Annotated in this window: 15 protein-coding genes; 12 read left to right on the forward strand and 3 right to left on the reverse strand. The window is 34.6% G+C overall.

Translation table 11 applies throughout. The annotated features are described in order from the left end of the window. Nucleotides 1-134: 134 nt before the first annotated feature. From K7G79_RS05810 to K7G79_RS05830, 5 genes are all read left to right on the forward strand, one after another. Nucleotides 135-3,527, forward strand: coding sequence for a DUF4175 family protein (locus K7G79_RS05810; protein WP_223550057.1), 3,393 nt, complete (start codon nucleotides 135-137; stop codon nucleotides 3,525-3,527). Continuing rightward, entirely contained in the window at nucleotides 3,520-3,930 is a 411-nt protein-coding gene (gene ybeY / locus K7G79_RS05815; RefSeq protein ID WP_223550059.1) for an rRNA maturation RNase YbeY, read from the forward strand. The genes K7G79_RS05810 and ybeY overlap by 8 nt, the downstream gene beginning before the upstream one ends. 81 nt (nucleotides 3,931-4,011) lie before the next feature. Further along, a complete protein-coding gene (mnmG, locus tag K7G79_RS05820; RefSeq protein ID WP_223550061.1) occupies nucleotides 4,012-5,883 on the forward strand; it encodes a tRNA uridine-5-carboxymethylaminomethyl(34) synthesis enzyme MnmG in 1,872 nt (623 codons plus the stop codon). Between the two features lie 42 nt (nucleotides 5,884-5,925). After that, a complete protein-coding gene (locus K7G79_RS05825) occupies nucleotides 5,926-6,798 on the forward strand; it encodes a class I SAM-dependent methyltransferase (protein WP_223550063.1) in 873 nt (290 codons plus the stop codon). Nucleotides 6,799-7,015: 217 nt separating this feature from the next. Next, nucleotides 7,016-7,531 carry an OmpH family outer membrane protein gene (locus K7G79_RS05830; RefSeq protein ID WP_223550065.1) on the forward strand — a complete coding sequence of 172 codons (516 nt, stop codon included), beginning with the start codon at nucleotides 7,016-7,018 and terminating at the stop codon, nucleotides 7,529-7,531. Nucleotides 7,532-7,685: 154 nt separating this feature from the next. Here the strand turns inward: K7G79_RS05830 and K7G79_RS05835 are convergent, their stop codons facing one another. Beyond that, nucleotides 7,686-8,066, reverse strand: coding sequence for a DUF6438 domain-containing protein (locus tag K7G79_RS05835; RefSeq protein WP_223550067.1), 381 nt, complete (start codon nucleotides 8,064-8,066; stop codon nucleotides 7,686-7,688). 388 nt (nucleotides 8,067-8,454) lie between these two features. On the opposite strand from K7G79_RS05835, the gene K7G79_RS05840 reads away from it, so the two are divergent. From K7G79_RS05840 to K7G79_RS05850, 3 genes are read left to right on the forward strand one after another with little or no spacing between them, the layout of a single operon-like run. After that, on the forward strand, nucleotides 8,455-8,970 hold the full coding sequence (locus K7G79_RS05840) for an RNA polymerase sigma factor (RefSeq protein WP_223550068.1): 516 nt from the start codon (nucleotides 8,455-8,457) through the stop codon (nucleotides 8,968-8,970). A 54-nt stretch (nucleotides 8,971-9,024) separates the two neighbouring features. Then, complete coding sequence (locus K7G79_RS05845) at nucleotides 9,025-9,948, forward strand: FecR family protein (protein ID WP_223550070.1); 924 nt, start codon at nucleotides 9,025-9,027, stop codon at nucleotides 9,946-9,948. Nucleotides 9,949-10,003: 55 nt separating this feature from the next. Further along, entirely contained in the window at nucleotides 10,004-12,352 is a 2,349-nt protein-coding gene (locus K7G79_RS05850) for a TonB-dependent receptor domain-containing protein (RefSeq protein WP_223550072.1), read from the forward strand. Between the two features lie 5 nt (nucleotides 12,353-12,357). Here K7G79_RS05850 and K7G79_RS05855 read toward each other — a convergent pair whose 3' ends face one another. Next, on the reverse strand, nucleotides 12,358-13,512 hold the full coding sequence (locus K7G79_RS05855) for a DNA polymerase III subunit delta' (RefSeq protein WP_223550073.1): 1,155 nt from the start codon (nucleotides 13,510-13,512) through the stop codon (nucleotides 12,358-12,360). Nucleotides 13,513-13,660: 148 nt separating this feature from the next. Here K7G79_RS05855 and K7G79_RS05860 point away from each other — a divergent pair, with 148 nt between their 5' ends. The 4 genes from K7G79_RS05860 to K7G79_RS05875 all read left to right on the forward strand — a co-directional run bounded on the left by K7G79_RS05860 (nucleotide 13,661) and on the right by K7G79_RS05875 (nucleotide 18,656). After that, nucleotides 13,661-14,512, forward strand: a complete 852-nt coding sequence (locus K7G79_RS05860; RefSeq protein WP_223550075.1) for a T9SS type A sorting domain-containing protein — start codon at nucleotides 13,661-13,663, stop codon at nucleotides 14,510-14,512. A 219-nt stretch (nucleotides 14,513-14,731) separates the two neighbouring features. Continuing rightward, on the forward strand, nucleotides 14,732-15,919 hold the full coding sequence (pgk, locus tag K7G79_RS05865; RefSeq protein WP_223550077.1) for a phosphoglycerate kinase: 1,188 nt from the start codon (nucleotides 14,732-14,734) through the stop codon (nucleotides 15,917-15,919). 182 nt (nucleotides 15,920-16,101) lie between these two features. Then, nucleotides 16,102-17,658: a lytic transglycosylase domain-containing protein gene (locus K7G79_RS05870; protein WP_223550079.1), complete on the forward strand. Its 1,557-nt coding sequence runs from the start codon at nucleotides 16,102-16,104 to the stop codon at nucleotides 17,656-17,658. 23 nt (nucleotides 17,659-17,681) lie between these two features. Next, nucleotides 17,682-18,656: a DUF4837 family protein gene (locus K7G79_RS05875; protein WP_223550081.1), complete on the forward strand. Its 975-nt coding sequence runs from the start codon at nucleotides 17,682-17,684 to the stop codon at nucleotides 18,654-18,656. 69 nt (nucleotides 18,657-18,725) lie between these two features. On the opposite strand, the gene K7G79_RS05880 is transcribed toward K7G79_RS05875, so the two are convergent. Beyond that, on the reverse strand, nucleotides 18,726-18,911 hold the full coding sequence (locus K7G79_RS05880) for a twin-arginine translocase TatA/TatE family subunit (protein ID WP_223550082.1): 186 nt from the start codon (nucleotides 18,909-18,911) through the stop codon (nucleotides 18,726-18,728). Nucleotides 18,912-18,957 lie beyond the last annotated feature (46 nt).

Below are 18,957 nucleotides of genomic sequence, written 5' to 3' on the forward strand. Positions count from 1 at the left end.
GTTCATGAGGTAATTCAAAATTTTGTCAGCTATGAAACCACTAAATTTTGTATTGCTGAAGAAAGATACAATTAACACATTATTATATACCCTGTACCAAATAAAATTGTAGTTTAGTGTAGTACAATATAGGCATGACTAATTTTAACACCATATTAATTAAGTTAGAGCAGTTTATAAGGAAATATTACCTTAATGAACTATTGAAAGGAACCATTCTTTTTTTTTCCATTGGGTTGCTTTATTTATTGGTCACCTTATTTGTTGAGTATGTATTATGGCTAAACCCAGGCGCAAGAACAATTTTGTTTTGGTTGTTTGTAGGGGTAGAGACGCTACTATTGGTGAAGTTTGTTGTAATGCCATTGTTTAGGTTGTTCAAACTTCAAAAAGGGATTGATTATATAGAGGCCTCAAAGCTTATTGGCCGACACTTTCCAGAGGTTAATGACAAGCTGCTTAATATTCTTCAACTTAACCAAAATCCTACTAAATCGGAATTATTATTGGCTAGTATTGAGCAAAAGTCCATTGAACTTAAGCCTGTGCCTTTTAAGTTGGCGATTAACTTAAAACAAAATGCCAAATACCTTAAATATGCAGCCATACCAGTATTGATTCTGTTACTTAGTTCCATATCAGGTAACATGAATTGGTTTAGCGATAGTTATAAACGGGTTGTGCATTATAAAATACCTTTCGAGCCGCCCGCACCGTTCCGGTTTTTTGTGCTTAATGAAGACTTGAACACTCTTGAGGGCGATGATTTTAAATTAATTGTAAAAACGGTAGGTGATGTTGTACCGGAAAATGCCCAAATTAAATTTAATAACGAATCTTATTTTTTACAGAAATCGGGATCAGGTGCTTTTGAATTTACCTTCTCTAAACCTAAAGAGCCAATTGAATTTGAGTTGGAAGCTAACGGTGTGAATTCAGAGCCTTACCTTTTAAATGTTGCTGAAGTGCCTACATTGGTTAATTTTGAAATGATTTTAGATTATCCTAAACACACAAAAAAGACTCGAAAAATGTTGAAAAGCACGGGAAATGCTATTGTTCCCGAAGGCACCAAAATCACTTGGAATTTAGACACTAAGTCTACTGATGCCGTTTATCTAATGGCTGCCGATACACTTGGGTTTTCTTCCGAAGAGGTAAACCGATTTGAAGCCTCTAAGCGTGTTTTCAACACGTTCGCTTACAATATAAGTACGAGTAATAAAAATGTCAGCAATTATGAGAATTTAGCGTTTAAAATTGATGTGATAAAGGATGAATATCCTGAATTGAACATTAAAGTAGAAATAGATAGTTTAGACGAACAATCACTTTATTTTTACGGTCAGGTCACCGATGATTATGGGTTGAGCAAACTCGAACTTGTTTATTGTCCTGTTGATAATGAAACAAAAAAAAAGAGAAAAGACATACCAATACCGAGTTCAAATGTTGCTCAATTCTTTGCCGATTTTCCACATAATCTAGCAATTGAGGCAGGAATACCCTATGAATTATATTTTCAAGTATTTGATAATGATCTGGTTAACCATTTTAAAAGTGTAAAAAGTAACATTTTCACTTATAGAAAACGAACCAAGGATGAAGAAGTCAAAAGGCAATTGGAACAACAAAGCGAAACGATTGAAGACTTAAATAAATCCTTAAAGAATCAGGAACAGCAAGAACAACAGCTTAAGGAATTGACAAGAACCCAAAAGGAAAAGTCAGTTCTAAATTTCAATGACAAAAAGAAACTGGAATCTTTTTTAAAACGTCAGCAGCAGCAAGATGAAATGATGAAGAATTTCAACAAAAAGCTAAAGGATAACTTGGAGGAGTTTCAAAAGGAGAATAAAGAAAAAGATCCGTTCAAGGAAGATTTAAAACAACGGTTGGAAGAACAGGAAGAACAGCTAAAACAAGACGAAAAATTGTTGGAAGAGCTGAAAGAGCTCCAAGAGAAAATCAATCAGGAGGAACTGGTCAATAAATTAGAAGAACTAGCAAAGCAAAATAAAAACAAAAAGAGAAGCCTAGAGCAACTTTTGGAGCTTACCAAGCGCTTTTATGTTGAAAAGAAATTAGAAAGGCTTAAAGAAGATTTAATGAAGCTTGCTATAGATCAAGAAAAGCTTTCCAATGAAAAAGAGGAAAATAACACCAAGGATAAACAAGATAGTCTCAATAAACAGTTCGATGACTTTAAAAAGAACATGGAACAATTGGAAAAGGATATTAAAACACTAAAAAAGCCAATCGAAATACCCAGGGATAAACTAGACGAACAGGAAGTTGACAAGGAGCAACAAAAGGCTTTGGATGCGTTGGAAAAGCAAGAGCAGGAAAAAGCATCAGATAGAGAAAAAAGTGAAACGCCTAAAAACAATCAGAATTTGAATAATGCGCAACAAAGTCAGAAGAAGGCAGCCAAGAAAATGATGCAGATGAGTCAAAACATGCAAGGCGCGATGCAAGCAGGAGGTGGCGAGCAAATGCAGGAAGATATGGAAATGCTTCGTCAAATTTTGGACAATTTGGTGCTGTTTTCTTTTGATGAGGAAACCTTAATGAATCAGTTTAAGGGCATTGATGACAACCACAGCAAGTACGCCTCTTTTTTACGTAAGCAACACAACCTTAAGGAGCATTTTGAGCATATAGATGATAGCTTGTTTGCCTTGTCGCTTAGACAGCCTAAAATTTCTGAAAAGGTTAACAAAGAAATTTCAGAAGTTTACTTTAATATAGATAAAGCATTGGAACTTTTTGCTGAAAGTCAAGTGTATCAAGGCGTATCCAAACAACAATTTGCCATAACAGCTACAAATAATTTGGCTGATTTTTTAAGTAATATTTTGGATAGTATGCAGGAGAGCATGAGCATGTTTCCCGACAATGGAGGAGGCGATATGCAATTGCCGGATATTATCATGAGTCAGGAAGAGCTTAATAAAATGATGCAGGAAGGCATGAAAGAGAGTGAAGATGGTAAACCCCACAATGAAGGCGATAAACCGAAACAGCCTGGTGAAAAAGAAGGTGAAGGTGAACCGCAACAGAGTAAAGACGGAAAGCAAAGTGGAGCCGATAGTGAAGGTGATGCCGACGAATTTATTAACGGCAAACTGTTTGAAATCTATCAGCAACAACAACTGCTTAGAAAGGCTCTAGAGGATCGTTTAGAAAAGGAAGGTAAAGGTGGTGTAGGTAATCGTATTTTAAAGCAGATGGAAGATGTAGAGTTGGAACTTCTTAATAGGGGTTTTACCAACAGAACATTACAAAAGATGATGAATTTGCAGCACCAGTTGTTGAAACTAGAAAATGCAACGTTTCAGCAAGGTGAAGAAAATAAAAGGGAATCTAAGACTAATCAAGACAATTTTAAGAACAGTACCAATAATAGGTTGCCCAATGCCAAACAATATTTCAATACAACTGAAATATTGAATCGACAAGCTTTACCTTTGCAGCAGGAATACAAAAATAAAGTTAAAGTGTATTTCAATAAGACAGATGATTGAATTCAATTACGAAACCAATTTTAAATTAGATAACGAAGTAGAGATATCAAATTGGATTTCAAATACCATTACTTCTGAAGGATATACGTTAGGCGACATCAATTATGTGTTTTGTGACGATGATTATTTGCATAAATTAAATGTTGAATTCCTTAATCACGATACGTTAACGGACATTATTAGCTTCGATTACTCCCTAGGAAAAACCGTACAGGGCGATATTTTTATTTCTATTGAGCGCGTAAAAGATAACGCCAAGGATTTTAATGTGTCTTTTGTAAATGAATTATGCCGTGTTATTGTTCATGGTGTTCTACATTATTGTGGGTATAAGGATAAATCAGAGGAGGAGGCGTTGTTAATGCGGAAAAAAGAAAACCACTATCTAAGCTTGTTGTCTTAAAGTCAGTAATTCAATGTATATTTGCAAACTTATAATTAATGTGTTCCACGTGGAACATTGACGAATTGAAATAGGTTAACCATGTTTAATGATGTTTATGATGTTATAGTTGTTGGTGCAGGTCATGCCGGTAGTGAGGCTGCTGCAGCCGCTGCCAATATGGGAAGCAAGACCCTTCTTATAACAATGAATCTGCAGAACATTGCACAGATGTCGTGTAACCCAGCTATGGGTGGTATTGCCAAAGGGCAAATTGTTCGTGAAATTGATGCGCTTGGTGGTTATAGTGGTATTGTATCTGATACTTCTGCGATCCAATTTAAAATGCTAAACAAGTCTAAGGGCCCTGCCATGTGGAGTCCTAGAGTGCAGAGTGACCGCATGCGTTTTGCTGAAGACTGGAGAATGTTATTAGAGCAAACACCTAATCTGGATTTTTATCAGGAAATGGTTTCTGGTTTACTGATCGAAAAGAATAAAGTTGTTGGGATAAAAACCTCTTTAGGAATAGAAATAAAATCCAAAACGGTAGTGCTTACCAATGGTACCTTTTTGAATGGTTTAATACATATTGGCGACAAGAATTTTGGAGGTGGAAGAGCTGGTGAAAAAGCGGCTATTGGCATCACTGAACAATTGGTTGGCTTAGGTTTCGATTCTGGTAGAATGAAAACTGGCACACCACCACGGGTTGATGGGCGTTCCTTAGATTATTCTAAAATGGTTGAGCAGCCTGGCGACCATAACCCAGAAAAATTTTCTTATTTGGATATTACCAAACCGCTAGAAAAACAAAGATCATGTTATATGACTTATACCAGCGAATTGGTTCATGACTTGCTCCGTGAGGGATTCGATAGGTCGCCAATGTTCAATGGCAGAATTAAAAGCTTGGGGCCTCGTTATTGCCCATCTATTGAAGATAAAATTAATCGTTTTGCGGAAAAGGACAGACACCAATTGTTTATTGAACCAGAAGGTTGGAATACTGTTGAGGTTTATGTTAATGGGTTTTCGACATCACTTCCCGAAGATGTTCAATTTAAAGCATTGCGATCTGTAGTTGGGTTTGAAAACGTGAAGTTTTTTAGACCAGGATATGCTATTGAATACGATTATTTTCCACCAACACAATTGAAGCATACACTTGAAACAAAGTTGGTTGATGGACTATATTTTGCTGGTCAGATTAATGGTACAACAGGATATGAAGAAGCAGCTTCTCAAGGGCTAATAGCAGGGATAAACGCCAGCCTTAAAGTTCAGGAAAAAGAACCGTTTACCTTAAAGCGTGACGAAGCTTATATAGGAGTATTAATTGACGACCTAATTACAAAAGGAACAGAAGAGCCCTATAGAATGTTTACGTCTAGGGCTGAATATCGCACCCTTTTACGTCAAGATAATGCGGATTTAAGGCTCACACCAAAAGGATTTGAAATTGGTTTGGCGTCCGAAAACAGATTAAGACGCATGGAAGAGAAACATGAGTCGGCGAAAGAATTTGTTTCTTTTTTTGAAAATACAAGTGTAAAACCAGAAGAGATTAACCCTGTTTTGGAAAGCAAAAATTCTGCTCCGGTAAACCAGGCTGGCAAGCTATTTAAAATCTTTGCGCGACCTAATATTGAAATGGACGATATTAGGAAAGTTCAAAGCGTTGAGTCCTATATTCAGAAAAATAATTTGGATCGCGAAGTCATTGAACAAACAGAAATACAAGTTAAGTATTCAGGTTATATTGCTAAAGAAAAAAACAATGCCGATAAACTCAATAGACTGGAATATGTAAAAATCCCTGAAAACTTTGATTACTCAAAAATTAAATCAATGAGTTTTGAAGCGCGTGAAAAGCTTAAAAAAATTCAACCAGCAACGGTGTCCCAAGCATCAAGAATTAGTGGTGTTTCGCCCAACGATATTTCTGTTTTATTGGTTTATATGGGCAGATAATTTAGTAATGTTCCACGTGGAACGCTCAGTTTTTAAAATTTGGTGGAGAAAGAAAAAGCAAATCACGTCTTTTTAAAAGTAAAAGATTATTCCGTTTCTGGAGAAGAGTTTAAATTGGTTAAAAATCCAGAATATGGCTTTTTGGAAACTATTCCGAAGCCTACTCAAGTATCTTTGTCAAAGTATTATCAAAGTGAAGATTATATTTCGCATACCGATGCAAACCGTAATTGGTTTGAAAAAGTGTATCATTTCATCCGAACCATTACTTTAAAAAGGAAGCTTAGACTGATTAATAATTATGCAAGAGAAAGTAAAAATTTATTGGATATAGGATGTGGTACGGGCGACTTTTTGCAAGCCGCAAAGCAAAAGGGATGGAACGTAGTTGGAATTGAACCTAACGAACGGGCAAGGAAAACAGCTAATAAAAAAATTAATAGTATAGTTTATCAACCTGAACAACTTTCAAAAATTGAAGATAACAGTTTTGACGTAATTACTTTGTGGCATGTTTTGGAACACCTTCCGAATCTGTATGATCAAATTGCTTTGTTTAAAAAACTTTTAAAACCAAATGGCACTTTGGTGATAGCTGTTCCAAATTACAAAAGTTTTGATGCGACCCATTACAAAAATTTTTGGGCCGCTTACGATGTGCCTAGACATCTTTGGCATTTTGATACAGCCTCAATTTCCAATTTGCTTTCAAGACAATCTTTAAAGGTTATTAAAATCAAACCCATGTGGTTTGATGCATTTTATGTAAGCCTACTTTCTGAAAAATACAAATCTGGAAAAATGAATATCATTAAGGGGTTTTGTGTTGGGCTGTCATCAAATTTAAAATCTTTAGCAACAAAGGAGGCGTCGTCTTTAATATATGTAGCGAAAAACAACCAAAACTTAGTTTAAGGCATTTTAAGAGCTAAAGCGCCTGCAGAAATACTGTTGTCAACCTAAAAAAAGAAACGGCCTTAAAAAGCTTTAAACCAATTCTAATTTTATAATTAAAAACTATCAAATATTATTTTAATAATAAATTTTAATTATAGCAAAAAATCAGAACTGTCCAATAATAAATTAAAGCTTACTTTAGTACATTTGTGCGAATTGTAAAAAACCAGAACTTATGAAAAATATAATTTATGTTTTAATAATTACCTTAGCATTTACGGCTTGCCAAAAGGAAAAGAAAATAGGCTATGTAGATAACGGTGTGGTAATTAACGATTATCAAGAGAAAAAGGATATTGAAGCAAAGTATCAAACAAAGGAAGAAGCTTTTAATAAAAAAGCCGATAGTATAGGTAAAGCCTTCCAATTAGAAGTGCAACAAACCCAATTAGATGCGCGTAAATCTTCTCAAACAAAAGCTCAAGAACTTATGCAAGGTTTGCAGCAAAAACAACAAGTACTCCAGCAACAAATACAATTTGAACAGCAGCAATTAGCGCAGGCCTTCCAAAGTGAAATAGATTCTCTGATTATTAAGGTAAAAGATTTTGTAAAAGATTACGGTAAAAAGAACAACTACACCTATATTTTAGGTACCAGTGATGCAGCTGCATCGGTTCTGTATGCTACAGAAGAGAATAATTTAACTCAGGTTATCTTGGATGCTTTAAACGCAGAATATAAAAAGTAACCTAATTTATCAGAAAACTTAAAAGCTCTATAATTAATTATAGAGCTTTTTTATTGTTCCTACAAAGAAAATAAAAAGTCTCCGTCGTTAGGCTTACGGAGGCACACAAATAAAGTTTGAACCCTCATTCTCTTTTATTTGTTCTTTTAAGTTTTTATAGTTCTTTGTTTATACTATTAGCAAAATGTTCTAATAAATTGTTTAATTCTAATAAAGCACCTTTAGCTCTAGATGATTGATAAACTATCTTTTTATTATCGTATTTAATTATGGTAAGCGGATTATCCCTTCCTTTGGAATCACCAACATCATTAGAACTTAGGCTGCTTAAATAACTTTTAATTCTGTTAACCGTATCTAGTGGTATTGCTGTTTTGTGAATTCCATTTTTTTCAACGTTCGATATCCCTTTATAGATTAAATATCCGCTTTCAAAAACCCATAAATCATATACTGGTCGACCATTTGAGCACTTGCCTCTTGATAGACTCAATAAAGCATCTCCCATGTTTTCGTGTCGCGTTTGTTTGCTCACAAAGTAAGAGGTTAATAATGTCATAGCAACATTTATTCTGTTCAACATTTTAAGTTGCAAACTTGCGACAAAGACTTACTGATTGGGGACATGCTTTGACGCAAATTAGCTAACTCAACCATTTTTCAGATCATTAAAATCTGAATTCAAAACCTGTGATATCCTATTTCAAACCAAATCTTAAAAATAGCAATACACATGGCATTGTGTGCCGTAACAGTAGTAGGTGTTTAATGGTAAAAATGGAGCTTGGGGCTAATTAAAACAATTGCGTTTGTTGGGGCATAAACGTTCTTGTTTATATGTAAAACAGTTTAAAAGCATAATACCCTACTTTTTTATTTAATTTTTTTATTTTTGGTAAATAAGCCTTGTTATTACTATACTTATGAATAGTGACCCCAAATCTGTTTGCGAACAAAAAAACTACGAACAACTTTTCATTACCCATTCCAAAACCTTATTTAATTTTATATATTATAAGTGTGGCGATGTTCAACAGGCGGAAGATATTGTGCAAGATGCCTATGTAAAGCTTTGGAACAATTGCTCCAAAGTAATTTACGATAAGGCAAAATCCTTTTTGTTTACAGTAGCACGAAATCTTTTTTTTAATGAAGTAGCCCATAAAAAAATTGTGTTACAGCATGAAAGTTCGACAACTTCAAAAAGTATCACCAACGAATCTCCTCAATACATCTTAGAAGAGCAGGAGTTTATGGAAAAGCTAAAAAATGCTATAGACAGTTTGCCCGAAAAACAGCGTGAAGTGTTTTTGTTGAGCAGAATAGATAAAAAGAAATATACTGAGATTTCTGAGATAGTAGGTATATCGATTAAAGCGGTAGAAAAACGTATGAGTTTGGCATTAACAACCTTAAGGGATAAATTAGGCGACATATAAAGTAGGGTAAAACTAAAACCAACTGTTTTATAATTATAAGAACTTTTACATAGTATGGAAAATTTTAGTAAAGATGAAACTTTTTTAGCCCGATGGATTGCTGGAGAGCTTAGTCCGAAAGAGCTCGAAAAGTTTCAAAATTCCCAAGGTTATCCAGTTCTTAAAAAAATTAATGATGCGTCCCAAAACCTAAAAGCACCTACTTTTAACGATCAAGCACTATTAATAAAATTAAAGGAACTAAATAAACCTCAGCCCAAGGTTAAAAAGCTTATACCCAATTGGGCTTATTCTGCCGCAGCAGTTCTTGTAGTAGCGCTTGGTTTACTATATGTTATGACACTTAGTTCGCATTACCAAACGAGTTTTGGCGAACAATTGGCCGTTTTGCTTCCTGATAACTCTTCGGTTAAACTTAATGCAAATTCAAAACTGGAATACAAAACCTTAAATTGGAAATCCAACAGAAGATTAGAATTGGAAGGCGAAGCTTTTTTCGATGTCGAAAAAGGACAATCCTTTAAAGTGTTTACCAATTTAGGATTAGTAGAAGTTTTGGGAACCGAGTTTAACGTTATTTCTAGGGATGCTTACTTTGAAGTACAGTGTATGGAGGGCAAAGTGAGGGTTAGTAGCAATACCTTAAATGAAGAGGTTGTTTTATTGCCAGGAGACGCTGTAAGAGTTGCTAATAACAGACTTGAAGAATGGAATTTCAGCCTAGATGAGCCTAATTGGACACTTGGAGAATCAACATTCTTTAATACACCTATTTCACAGGTATTGTTAGCTTTGGAAAACCAATTTCAAATTAAGTTTGATAAAACCAATATCGATTTAAATAAACGGTTTACAGGAGCATTTACCCATAAGAACCTTAATTTGGCATTAAAAACGGTGTCTGGTCCAATGGGTATTTCTTATACGGTTGACAAAGAAAACAACACAATTCTTCTTAATTCATACAACAACAACTAAAAATTTGGTTATTTTACCCTAAATTTGGGTATCCCTGAATTAATAAGAATTGCAAATGAAGTATTGCTTATCGGTTTTATTTTTCTTTTTAACTATAAGTATAATTGCTCAACAAACTACAAATGTTGATTATCTTGATACCCCTTTAATTGAAGCGTTTTCAGACTTAGAAAAAACATTTAGTGTAAAGTTTTCCTTTAATTCAGAGTTGGTTAACAATAGGGTAATTACGCTAAGTTTAGATAAAGCGACTTTAGAAGAAATACTGTTTAATATTGAAGAAAAACTTTTTCTAAAATTTAAAAAAGAATCCGAACGCTATTATACCGTTAAAGTTACCAAAAGACAGCTTACCGATACTCAGGAGCTCGATGAAGTATTAATAGAGGAATACATCACTACGGGTATTCGAAACGATAATGAAGACACATCAATAGCGATTTCTCCAAAGGAATTGGGTATCTTGCCTGGGTTGACCGAACCCGATGTTTTGCAAAGTATACAATTGATTCCGGGAGTACAAAGTCCAACAGAAACGGCTTCAGACTTATTTATTAGAGGCGGCACACCAGATCAAAACCTCATTCTTTGGGACGGCATAAAAATGTACCACTCTGGACATTTTTTTGGTACTATTTCGGCGTTCAACCCATATATCACAGATCAGGTTAAGTTATATAAAAGCGGAACAAAGGCTAAGTATGGCGATCGCATTTCAGGTGTTATAGACATTGAATCTGATAATGCCATCTCAAAATCAGCAGAAGGCGGTTTTGGTTTTAATATGACCCATGCCGATGCTTTTTTAAAAACACCTTTAGGGAATAAAGCTGCGGTTTTGTTCTCTGCCAGACGATCCATTACAGATGCTTTTAATACCGAAACCTTTAGGAATTTATCCAAGCGCGTATTTCAGGAAACAAAGATTTCCAATGGTAACAAAGTCTTTGAAGACGATGAAGTAATAACTACGGATGATCTATTTTATTTTACGGATTTTACGGCAAAAGTAATTGTAAATCCCAATGATAATAATGCCTTTCAAATAAGTAGTCTATATACCAAGAATAAATTGAATTATGGGTTTTTAATAGAGGATTTTGAAGAAGCCTCACAAGACCAATTGGATGTTGTAAACCAAGGGTTGAGCTTGCATTGGGAGCATCATTACAACAAGTCATTTTCACATAATTTCAACACCTATTTTTCTAATTTCGATTTAGAATATATCGGAACGAATTCTATTTCTGGCGAACTTAACGACCAATTGGATAAACATAATACAATAAAAGACTTCGGATTGAATTTTAATTTGAATTTTAATTTTAGTCAAACATCATCATTTGGAATCGGATATCAGTTTTCTTCAAACAAGGTAAATTACAGATTAAGTTATATTGAACCCGAAAGTGAGGAAGACGAGTTTGTTAAATCCAGTATTAAAACCAATAATACTACTCATGCCATTTATGCTGATTATCAATATAACTTAGATGGAAAATGGTTTGCTAGTACCGGCGTGAGAATCCATCATTTTTCCGTGCTGAACAAGCTTTTTGTTGAACCAAGGTTACAGCTTAGTGCTAATTTAAACCCTTTTTTTAAGTTTAAAATTTCCGCAGAGAACATGCACCAATCTGTAAGTGAAGTTTTGGAGTTTAACACGAGAGAGTTTGGTCTTGAAAATCAATTTTGGGCATTATCAGACGGTAAAGAAATCCCAATATTAAAGAGTAATCAATTAACAACCGGATTGGAGTATAACAAAAAAGGATGGGGCTTGGATCTTGAGTTCTATTATAAGCAAATAGACGGATTGGTAACTTTAGGATTTGATAGGATTGAAGATTTTTTCTTTAAAGGGAATAGTGACGTTTTTGGAATGGACCTATTAATTAAAAAGCGAATTCAAAATTACAGGACATGGTTCAGCTATTCATTAGTTAACAACGATTTTACATTTAACACCATCAACAATGGAGAAAAATTTCCTGGCAATACCGATATTACCCATAATTTTATTTGGTCCCACACCTATCAATGGCATAACTTTAATGTGTCTTTGGGGTGGAGCATTAGAACGGGAATACCATATACAAAGGTTTCTGGGATTGTAGACACTAATAACGGAAGGGAGATAGTATTTGAAGCAACAAATGGAGCACGTTTACCAGCTTATCATAAGTTAGACCTTTCTACCACTTACGAATTTAACTTCTCTAAAAAAGATAATTGGAAAGGGAAATTTGGGTTTTCATTATTGAATATCTATAACAGGGAAAATATTTTGAGCCGAACTTATGAAATAAGCCAAAGCACCCAAAATAGTGAAGACGAGCTTAGGGAAATAAATAAAATATCTTTAGGGCTAACACCAAACCTCGTATTTCGGATAGAGTTCTAATAAAATTAAGCCGATTTTTTATGGAGTAAACGTGTAAGTTTAATGGATAAATCGGTTAGGATAATTTTAGAATTACCATTGCGTTCAATATGGTAAATAGCATCTTGAATTTCATCGCTAATTTCAAGAATGTTGTTGTTGTGTATAAATGGCGCAAAATTCTCCAGTTTAAAGTTTTCAGACTTTGGTTCGAGATACACTAATTCTTTAGCATTATAGTTTAGTAATAGTGCTTGTCTAATAAAGTTTAAACAAAACTGTAAAAATTGTTTTTGTGTTTCACGACCAGTTTTAGCAATATCTTCACTCCAAGAAATAAGGTCGTGAATAGCCGATTTATTGCCTTTTGCCTTGAAGGCACTTCGAATCCAAAAGATGAACCATTTTTCAAACTGTAAATCTTCAGAATCGTGATATACCAAATCACAAGCTTTATTAAAGTTGCCATTGGCTTGATGGGCTATTTTGGTTGCAACAGAGATATCCAAATCGTAATTAGCAACTAAAGCCTTAGTAATAACATCTTCTGCTAAAGGTGGAAAATGCAATATTTGGCAACGCGATCTAATCGTATTTATAATTTGCTCTTCATCTTCTGCAATAAGAATGAAAATGGTTTTGCTAGGAGGTTCTTCAATAAGTTTTAAAAGTTTATTGGCACAGGCTAGGTTCATTTTCTCCGCCATCCATATAATCATTACCTTGTAACCGCCTTCATAAGCCTTTAAAGAGAGAGATTTTACAATATTTTGGGCTTCGTCTACACCAATCTGCCCTTGTTTGTTATCAACACCAAGCAGCTTATACCAATCAAATAGGTTACCGTAAGGCTGATTGGTCAATAATTGTCGCCATTCTTCTAAGTAGTTAGCCGAAATAGGGTGACTTTTTGCTTTGTCGCTGGTAACCACAGGAAAGGCAAAATGTAAGTCCGGATGTGAGACGTTTTTAAACTTAAGATTACAGGCTTGGTTTCCGGTATTGTTTTCGCCTCCATTGTTATTACAAAGTAGGTAACGGGCATAAGCTAAAGCCATAGGAAGTGTGCCACTTCCTTCTTTGCCAACAAACAGTTGGGCATGGGGAATTCTATGGTTATCAACACTTTGCGTTAAGTGTTTTTTAATATGTTCCTGCCCTAATACATCACTAAATAGCATACCACAAATATAGCAGAAAAGGTAAATGTAAGTGCAATAAGGCTAATTAAAAGGTGAATCATCGAGTTTTATAGGGAAGAAATACTTTTTGTTTTAGATTTGAAATGCTCGTTAATCTATTCGTTTTTAATTGCCTAAAGTTAAAACCATGAATAAAACTACTAATATAACACTACTGTTTTTGCTTATAAGTGTATTTTTTATAAGTGCACAGCAAGCAAAACAAGGCTTCGAAAATAAATCGGAGGATAATTGGACCTATACCTCAAACATTCCTTTCTATTCCAATAATAATAATACTGATTTTTGGATGAACCAACCTGGTTCTAATGGTCGCATCCCTGGTCCCTTTGCGGGGTCTAGTTATCTGGCCGGAAGAGATTTAGATAATCCTTATGCCGAGCAGGTAACTGGTTTATCGTCTCCAGAACACATTCTTACTTTTACACCTATAAATGTTAACGGCTTACCAGCGGAAGTTTCATTTAGAGTCCACTATGTTGGTTTGAATAAAACTGATTATATTTATTATGAGTTAAGATACGATAACGCTAATGATTGGAATCATTCCGATTACAAAGAAGATGTTTTTAGAACAACGAAAACGGGTAATTTTAATTCAACAGGATGGGAAGAAATTAACTATGAAGTTCCTTCTGGTTATAGCTATGTAAGAATGCGATTGGTAGTATATCAAAACGGAAACGAATACTTAGGTTTTGACAATTTCGAACTAAAAACAGCAACTTTATCCAATAAATATAATTTAATAGACGGGTTCTCCTTTGGACCTAATCCTACATCAGATATAGTGAACTTTAAGGCCAATGCAACTTTAGATGAAGTAATCGTTTTTAATGTTCTTGGCAAGGAAATAATTAGAAAAAAAAGTAATAGCAATACTATAACTGTTGATTTGAGTACTGTTCCAAGTGGTATTTATCTGGCTCAAGTAAAATCTGGAGACATTGCACAAACCTTAAAGCTCATAAAAAAGTAACAAAGATTTTACACCTACTTTCCATAATTAAATCCGAAAAGTGCTTTATTTACTTTTTGGATTTTTTGTCTTAAAGAATAAAATTATTGGTTGAACATGTACTGGTTAACATATTTTTTATAAAACTTTTTGGCTTCAAACGTTTTCGTTAAAAAACTCATTTTCTAGCGTGTTTTAATTGGTTACATTTGTGAACCAATTACTTAAAAACTAAGATTAATGAAAACGATTAACGATTTTGATTTTAATAATAAAAAAGCTTTAATACGTGTAGATTTTAATGTGCCATTAAACGAAAACTTTCAAGTTACCGACGCTACTAGAATTGTTTCGGCCAAACCAACCATTATAAAAATTTTGGAAGGAGGTGGTAGTTGTATTTTAATGTCGCATTTAGGACGACCCAAAGGTGTACAGGATGAATTTTCGTTACGTCATATTGTATCCAAGGTAGAAGATATTTTAGGTGTTGAGGTTAAATTTGTGGATCAATGTGTTGGTGAAAAAGCCGAAGATGCAGTATCAAATTTAAAGCCAGGGGAGGTTTTATTATTGGAAAACCTAAGATTTCATAAAGAAGAAACAGCTGGTGACGTTGAGTTTGCCAAACAACTGTCCAATCTTGGAGATATTTATGTAAATGACGCCTTTGGTACGGCACATAGGGCACATGCGTCTACAACTATAGTGGCACAATTTTTTCATGACCTCAAATGCTTTGGTAGTTTATTGGCTCAAGAAATTGAAAGCATAGAAAAGGTTATGAAAACTGGCGAAAAACCAGTTTTGGCTATATTAGGTGGTGCGAAAGTGTCTTCAAAAATAACCATTATCGAAAACATTTTGGACAAGGTAGACCATCTCATTATTGGGGGCGGCATGTCTTTTACGTTTGTTAAGGCCCAAGGTGGAAGCATAGGGAATTCAATTTGTGAAGACGATAAAATGGATTTGGCTTTAAATATTTTAAAGCAGGCTGAAGCTAAAAATGTAAAGGTTCATATTCCTGTTGATGTGGTTGCAGCTGATGCTTTTAGTAACGACGCCAATACCCAGGTTGTAGATATTGATAAAATACCACAAGGATGGGAAGGTATTGATGCCGGCCCAAAATCCTTGGAGATATTTCACGATGTGGTGAATGAGTCCAAAACTATTCTTTGGAATGGACCACTCGGTGTTTTTGAAATGGAAAACTTTGCAAAAGGTACTATTGCTTTAGGGAATTCTATCGCTGAAGCTACAAAAAATGGAGCTTTTTCGTTAGTTGGTGGAGGCGATTCGGTTGCCGCTGTTAAACAATTTGGGTTTCAGGATAAGGTAAGTTATGTAAGTACCGGCGGAGGTGCTATGCTAGAAAGCTTGGAAGGCAAAACGTTGCCGGGGATAGCTGCTATTTTGGAATAAGTTATCTATCTGGTGCCTGAGGCTCTCGAAGGCATTACAATGGAGTATGTCTTCATTTTTAACATTAGTTGGGCATTGAGGCTCTCAAAATGCCAAATAAAACTAATTAAGTTTTTACATTCCCATAAAAAATACGAATTTAGCCGTGTAATCGTTCAAATTGAATTAAGAGAATAGGTTATATGGCTTTTCGTTGTTTTATTGGGGCACTCTTTTTTAATTTGGGTCTTTGTTTTCCGCAATCCCAAGATTCTGTATATGTACAAAAATTTTTGGTTAAAGACTCATTGGTAAATAGCAATGAAATTACTTTAAAGCCACTTTTGAAAAAGGAGGATAGTATACTTTCAATAAAGCATATTGAAGACCACGACTTAGCTGCCCAATTTGATGAGAAATGGTTTGAAGAACTTTATAATAACCACCTGTTCGATACTATTTATAAATCGGTTACTGATATAACTTTTGAAGATGTTGAATATCCTGAACTTCCAACCGACACACTTAAAGCGCGTTTAAAGAAGCTTGATGCTAAAACGCCTTTTAATGTAGAGTATAATCCGTCATTAGAGAGCGTTATCAAGAGCTATTTAAAGAATAGAAGAGAACTGCTTCAAAAATTGATAACTCTTAGTGCGTTTTATTTTCCCATGTTCGAATACGAGTTGGATAAGTACGATTTGCCTTTAGAGATCAAGTATTTGGCTGTAGTGGAATCGGCCTTAAAACCTCGAGCAAAATCTAGGGTAGGCGCTACAGGTTTGTGGCAATTTATGTTTGGCACGGGTAAAATGTACGGTTTGGATGTAAGCAGTTATGTTGATGAACGTTGTGACCCCATAAAATCAACCGAAGCAGCCGCAAAATACCTGTCAAAGCTGTATGAAATATTTGGTGATTGGGATTTGGCTTTAGCGTCCTATAATTCAGGACCGGGCAATGTTACTAAGGCCATAAGGCGATCTGGCGGTTATAAAAACTATTGGAACATTAGGCATAACTTGCCACGGGAAACAGCAGGCTACTTACCAGCGTTTTTGGCTAACATGTATATTTTTGAATATGCCGAAGCTCATGGTTTTAAAAAAATTAAACCAGAATTTGCCTTGGTAGAGACCGATACCATACGTGTAAAGCACATGATTACTTTAGATCAAGTTGCAGAAGTTACTGGTACGCCGATTGAAGCCCTTCAGTTTTTAAACCCATCCTATAGGTTAGATATTATTCCGTTCATAAAAGATGAAAATTATGTACTTCGCTTACCTAAAGATGTAATAGGTGCGTTCGTAAACAATGAAGATCAAATCTATGCTTTTGTAAAGGAAGAGTTTGCCAAAAGAGAAAAGCCATTACCTCAATTTTTTAATACCAGTGATAGAATTCGCTACACGGTAAGGTCTGGTGATTATTTAGGAAAAATTGCTAGAAAGTATGGTGTAAGGGTAAGTCAGATAAAACAATGGAACGGGCTACGTAGTAATGATTTGAGAATAGGACAACGTTTAACGATATATCCCAGAATAGCATATGTAGCACCAACGGACACAACCACTAAAACAGGGACTTCCAAGCCACTTTCAGGAAGCATTACAACCTATATTGTCAAAAGCGGGGACTCTTTGTGGAGCATTTCACAAAAATTTCCGGGAGTTTCTGTTCAAAATATTAAAGATTGGAACGATATTAGTGGTACAAAGTTAAAACCAGGAATGAAGCTTAAAATTGCTAAAGGCTAAATTCTTAAAAACTAACTTTAATTATGCAAAAAACGCTTTTATTAGTCGTATCTGTTTTAATCATATATTCTTGTAAAGATGGAAAATCAGATAAAAGACTTCTTGTAGACTCAACGGGCATTGTAAACGAAGTTTCAGTAGTACTGGACAATGAATCGTGGAAAGGGCGTGTTGGAGAAGCTATACGCGATGTGTTGGCTGCTCCAGTTTATGGGCTTCCACAAGACGAACCACTATTTAATATTAATCAGATTCCCACTAATGTTTTTAGTGGCTTTCTTACCAATAACAGAACTATTTTAAAAATTGAAATGGGCAGGGAACCAGCTACTCAATTTTTAAACAATGTATATGCCCAACCTCAAAAAGTGATTGTAGTTTCTGGAAAGACTAAAGATGAAGTTATAACACAGCTTAAAGAAAACGGCGATAGAATTATTGAGGTCTTTAAAAAAATGGAGGTGAATGAGAAGCAGCGATTAATTAGAAAATCGTTATACAATTCTACATTCATAAAAGAAAAAATAAGAGTGGATATTAAATTTCCAACAGCCTATCGAGTTGCAAAAGACACTAGTAATTTCTTTTGGATTCGTAAAGATGTGACTACGGGCACATTAAATCTTATGGTTTATGAGTTGCCCTATGAAAACATTCAACGTAACGATAGTATTATTAACCAAATTATTTCCATAAGGGATTCAATAGGTAAAGCATATATTGAAGGGCCTACGGAAGGGACATACATGAGTACGGAAAACGCCTATACACCATTTCAAACAGAAACCATTTTGGATAATAAGCCAGCAATAGAAACCAAAGGGATGTGGGAAGTAAAAAAAGCATTTATGGCAGGGCCTTATATTAATTACGCTATTGAAGATAAAATAAATAACAGATGGGTAATTGCTGAAGGCTTTGCATTTGCACCTTCAGTTGAAAAACGTGATTACATGTTTGAACTTGAAGCTATCATTAAATCCATAAAAATCAAATAACTATTATTCATATAAATACAAAAAAAAGCCAACATATCATGTTGGCTTTTTGCTATAACTAGAATATGTTTATTCGGTTTTGTCTTCTTTATTTTTATCGGCATCTTTACTAGCATCCTTAAACTCTTTGATACCACTTCCTAGACCACGCATTAATTCAGGTATTTTTTTCCCCCCGAATAATAATAAAACAACTACCACAATTAAGATAATTTGCGGAGCTCCAATAGCTAATGGTAATATATATAAACCCATAATTTTTTTATTTGATTATGCAAAGTTAATAATTAAAGTTTAATAA

It is taken from the genome of Aestuariivivens sp. NBU2969 (genome assembly GCF_019931125.1).
GTDB classification, from domain to species: domain Bacteria; phylum Bacteroidota; class Bacteroidia; order Flavobacteriales; family Flavobacteriaceae; genus Aestuariivivens; species Aestuariivivens marinum.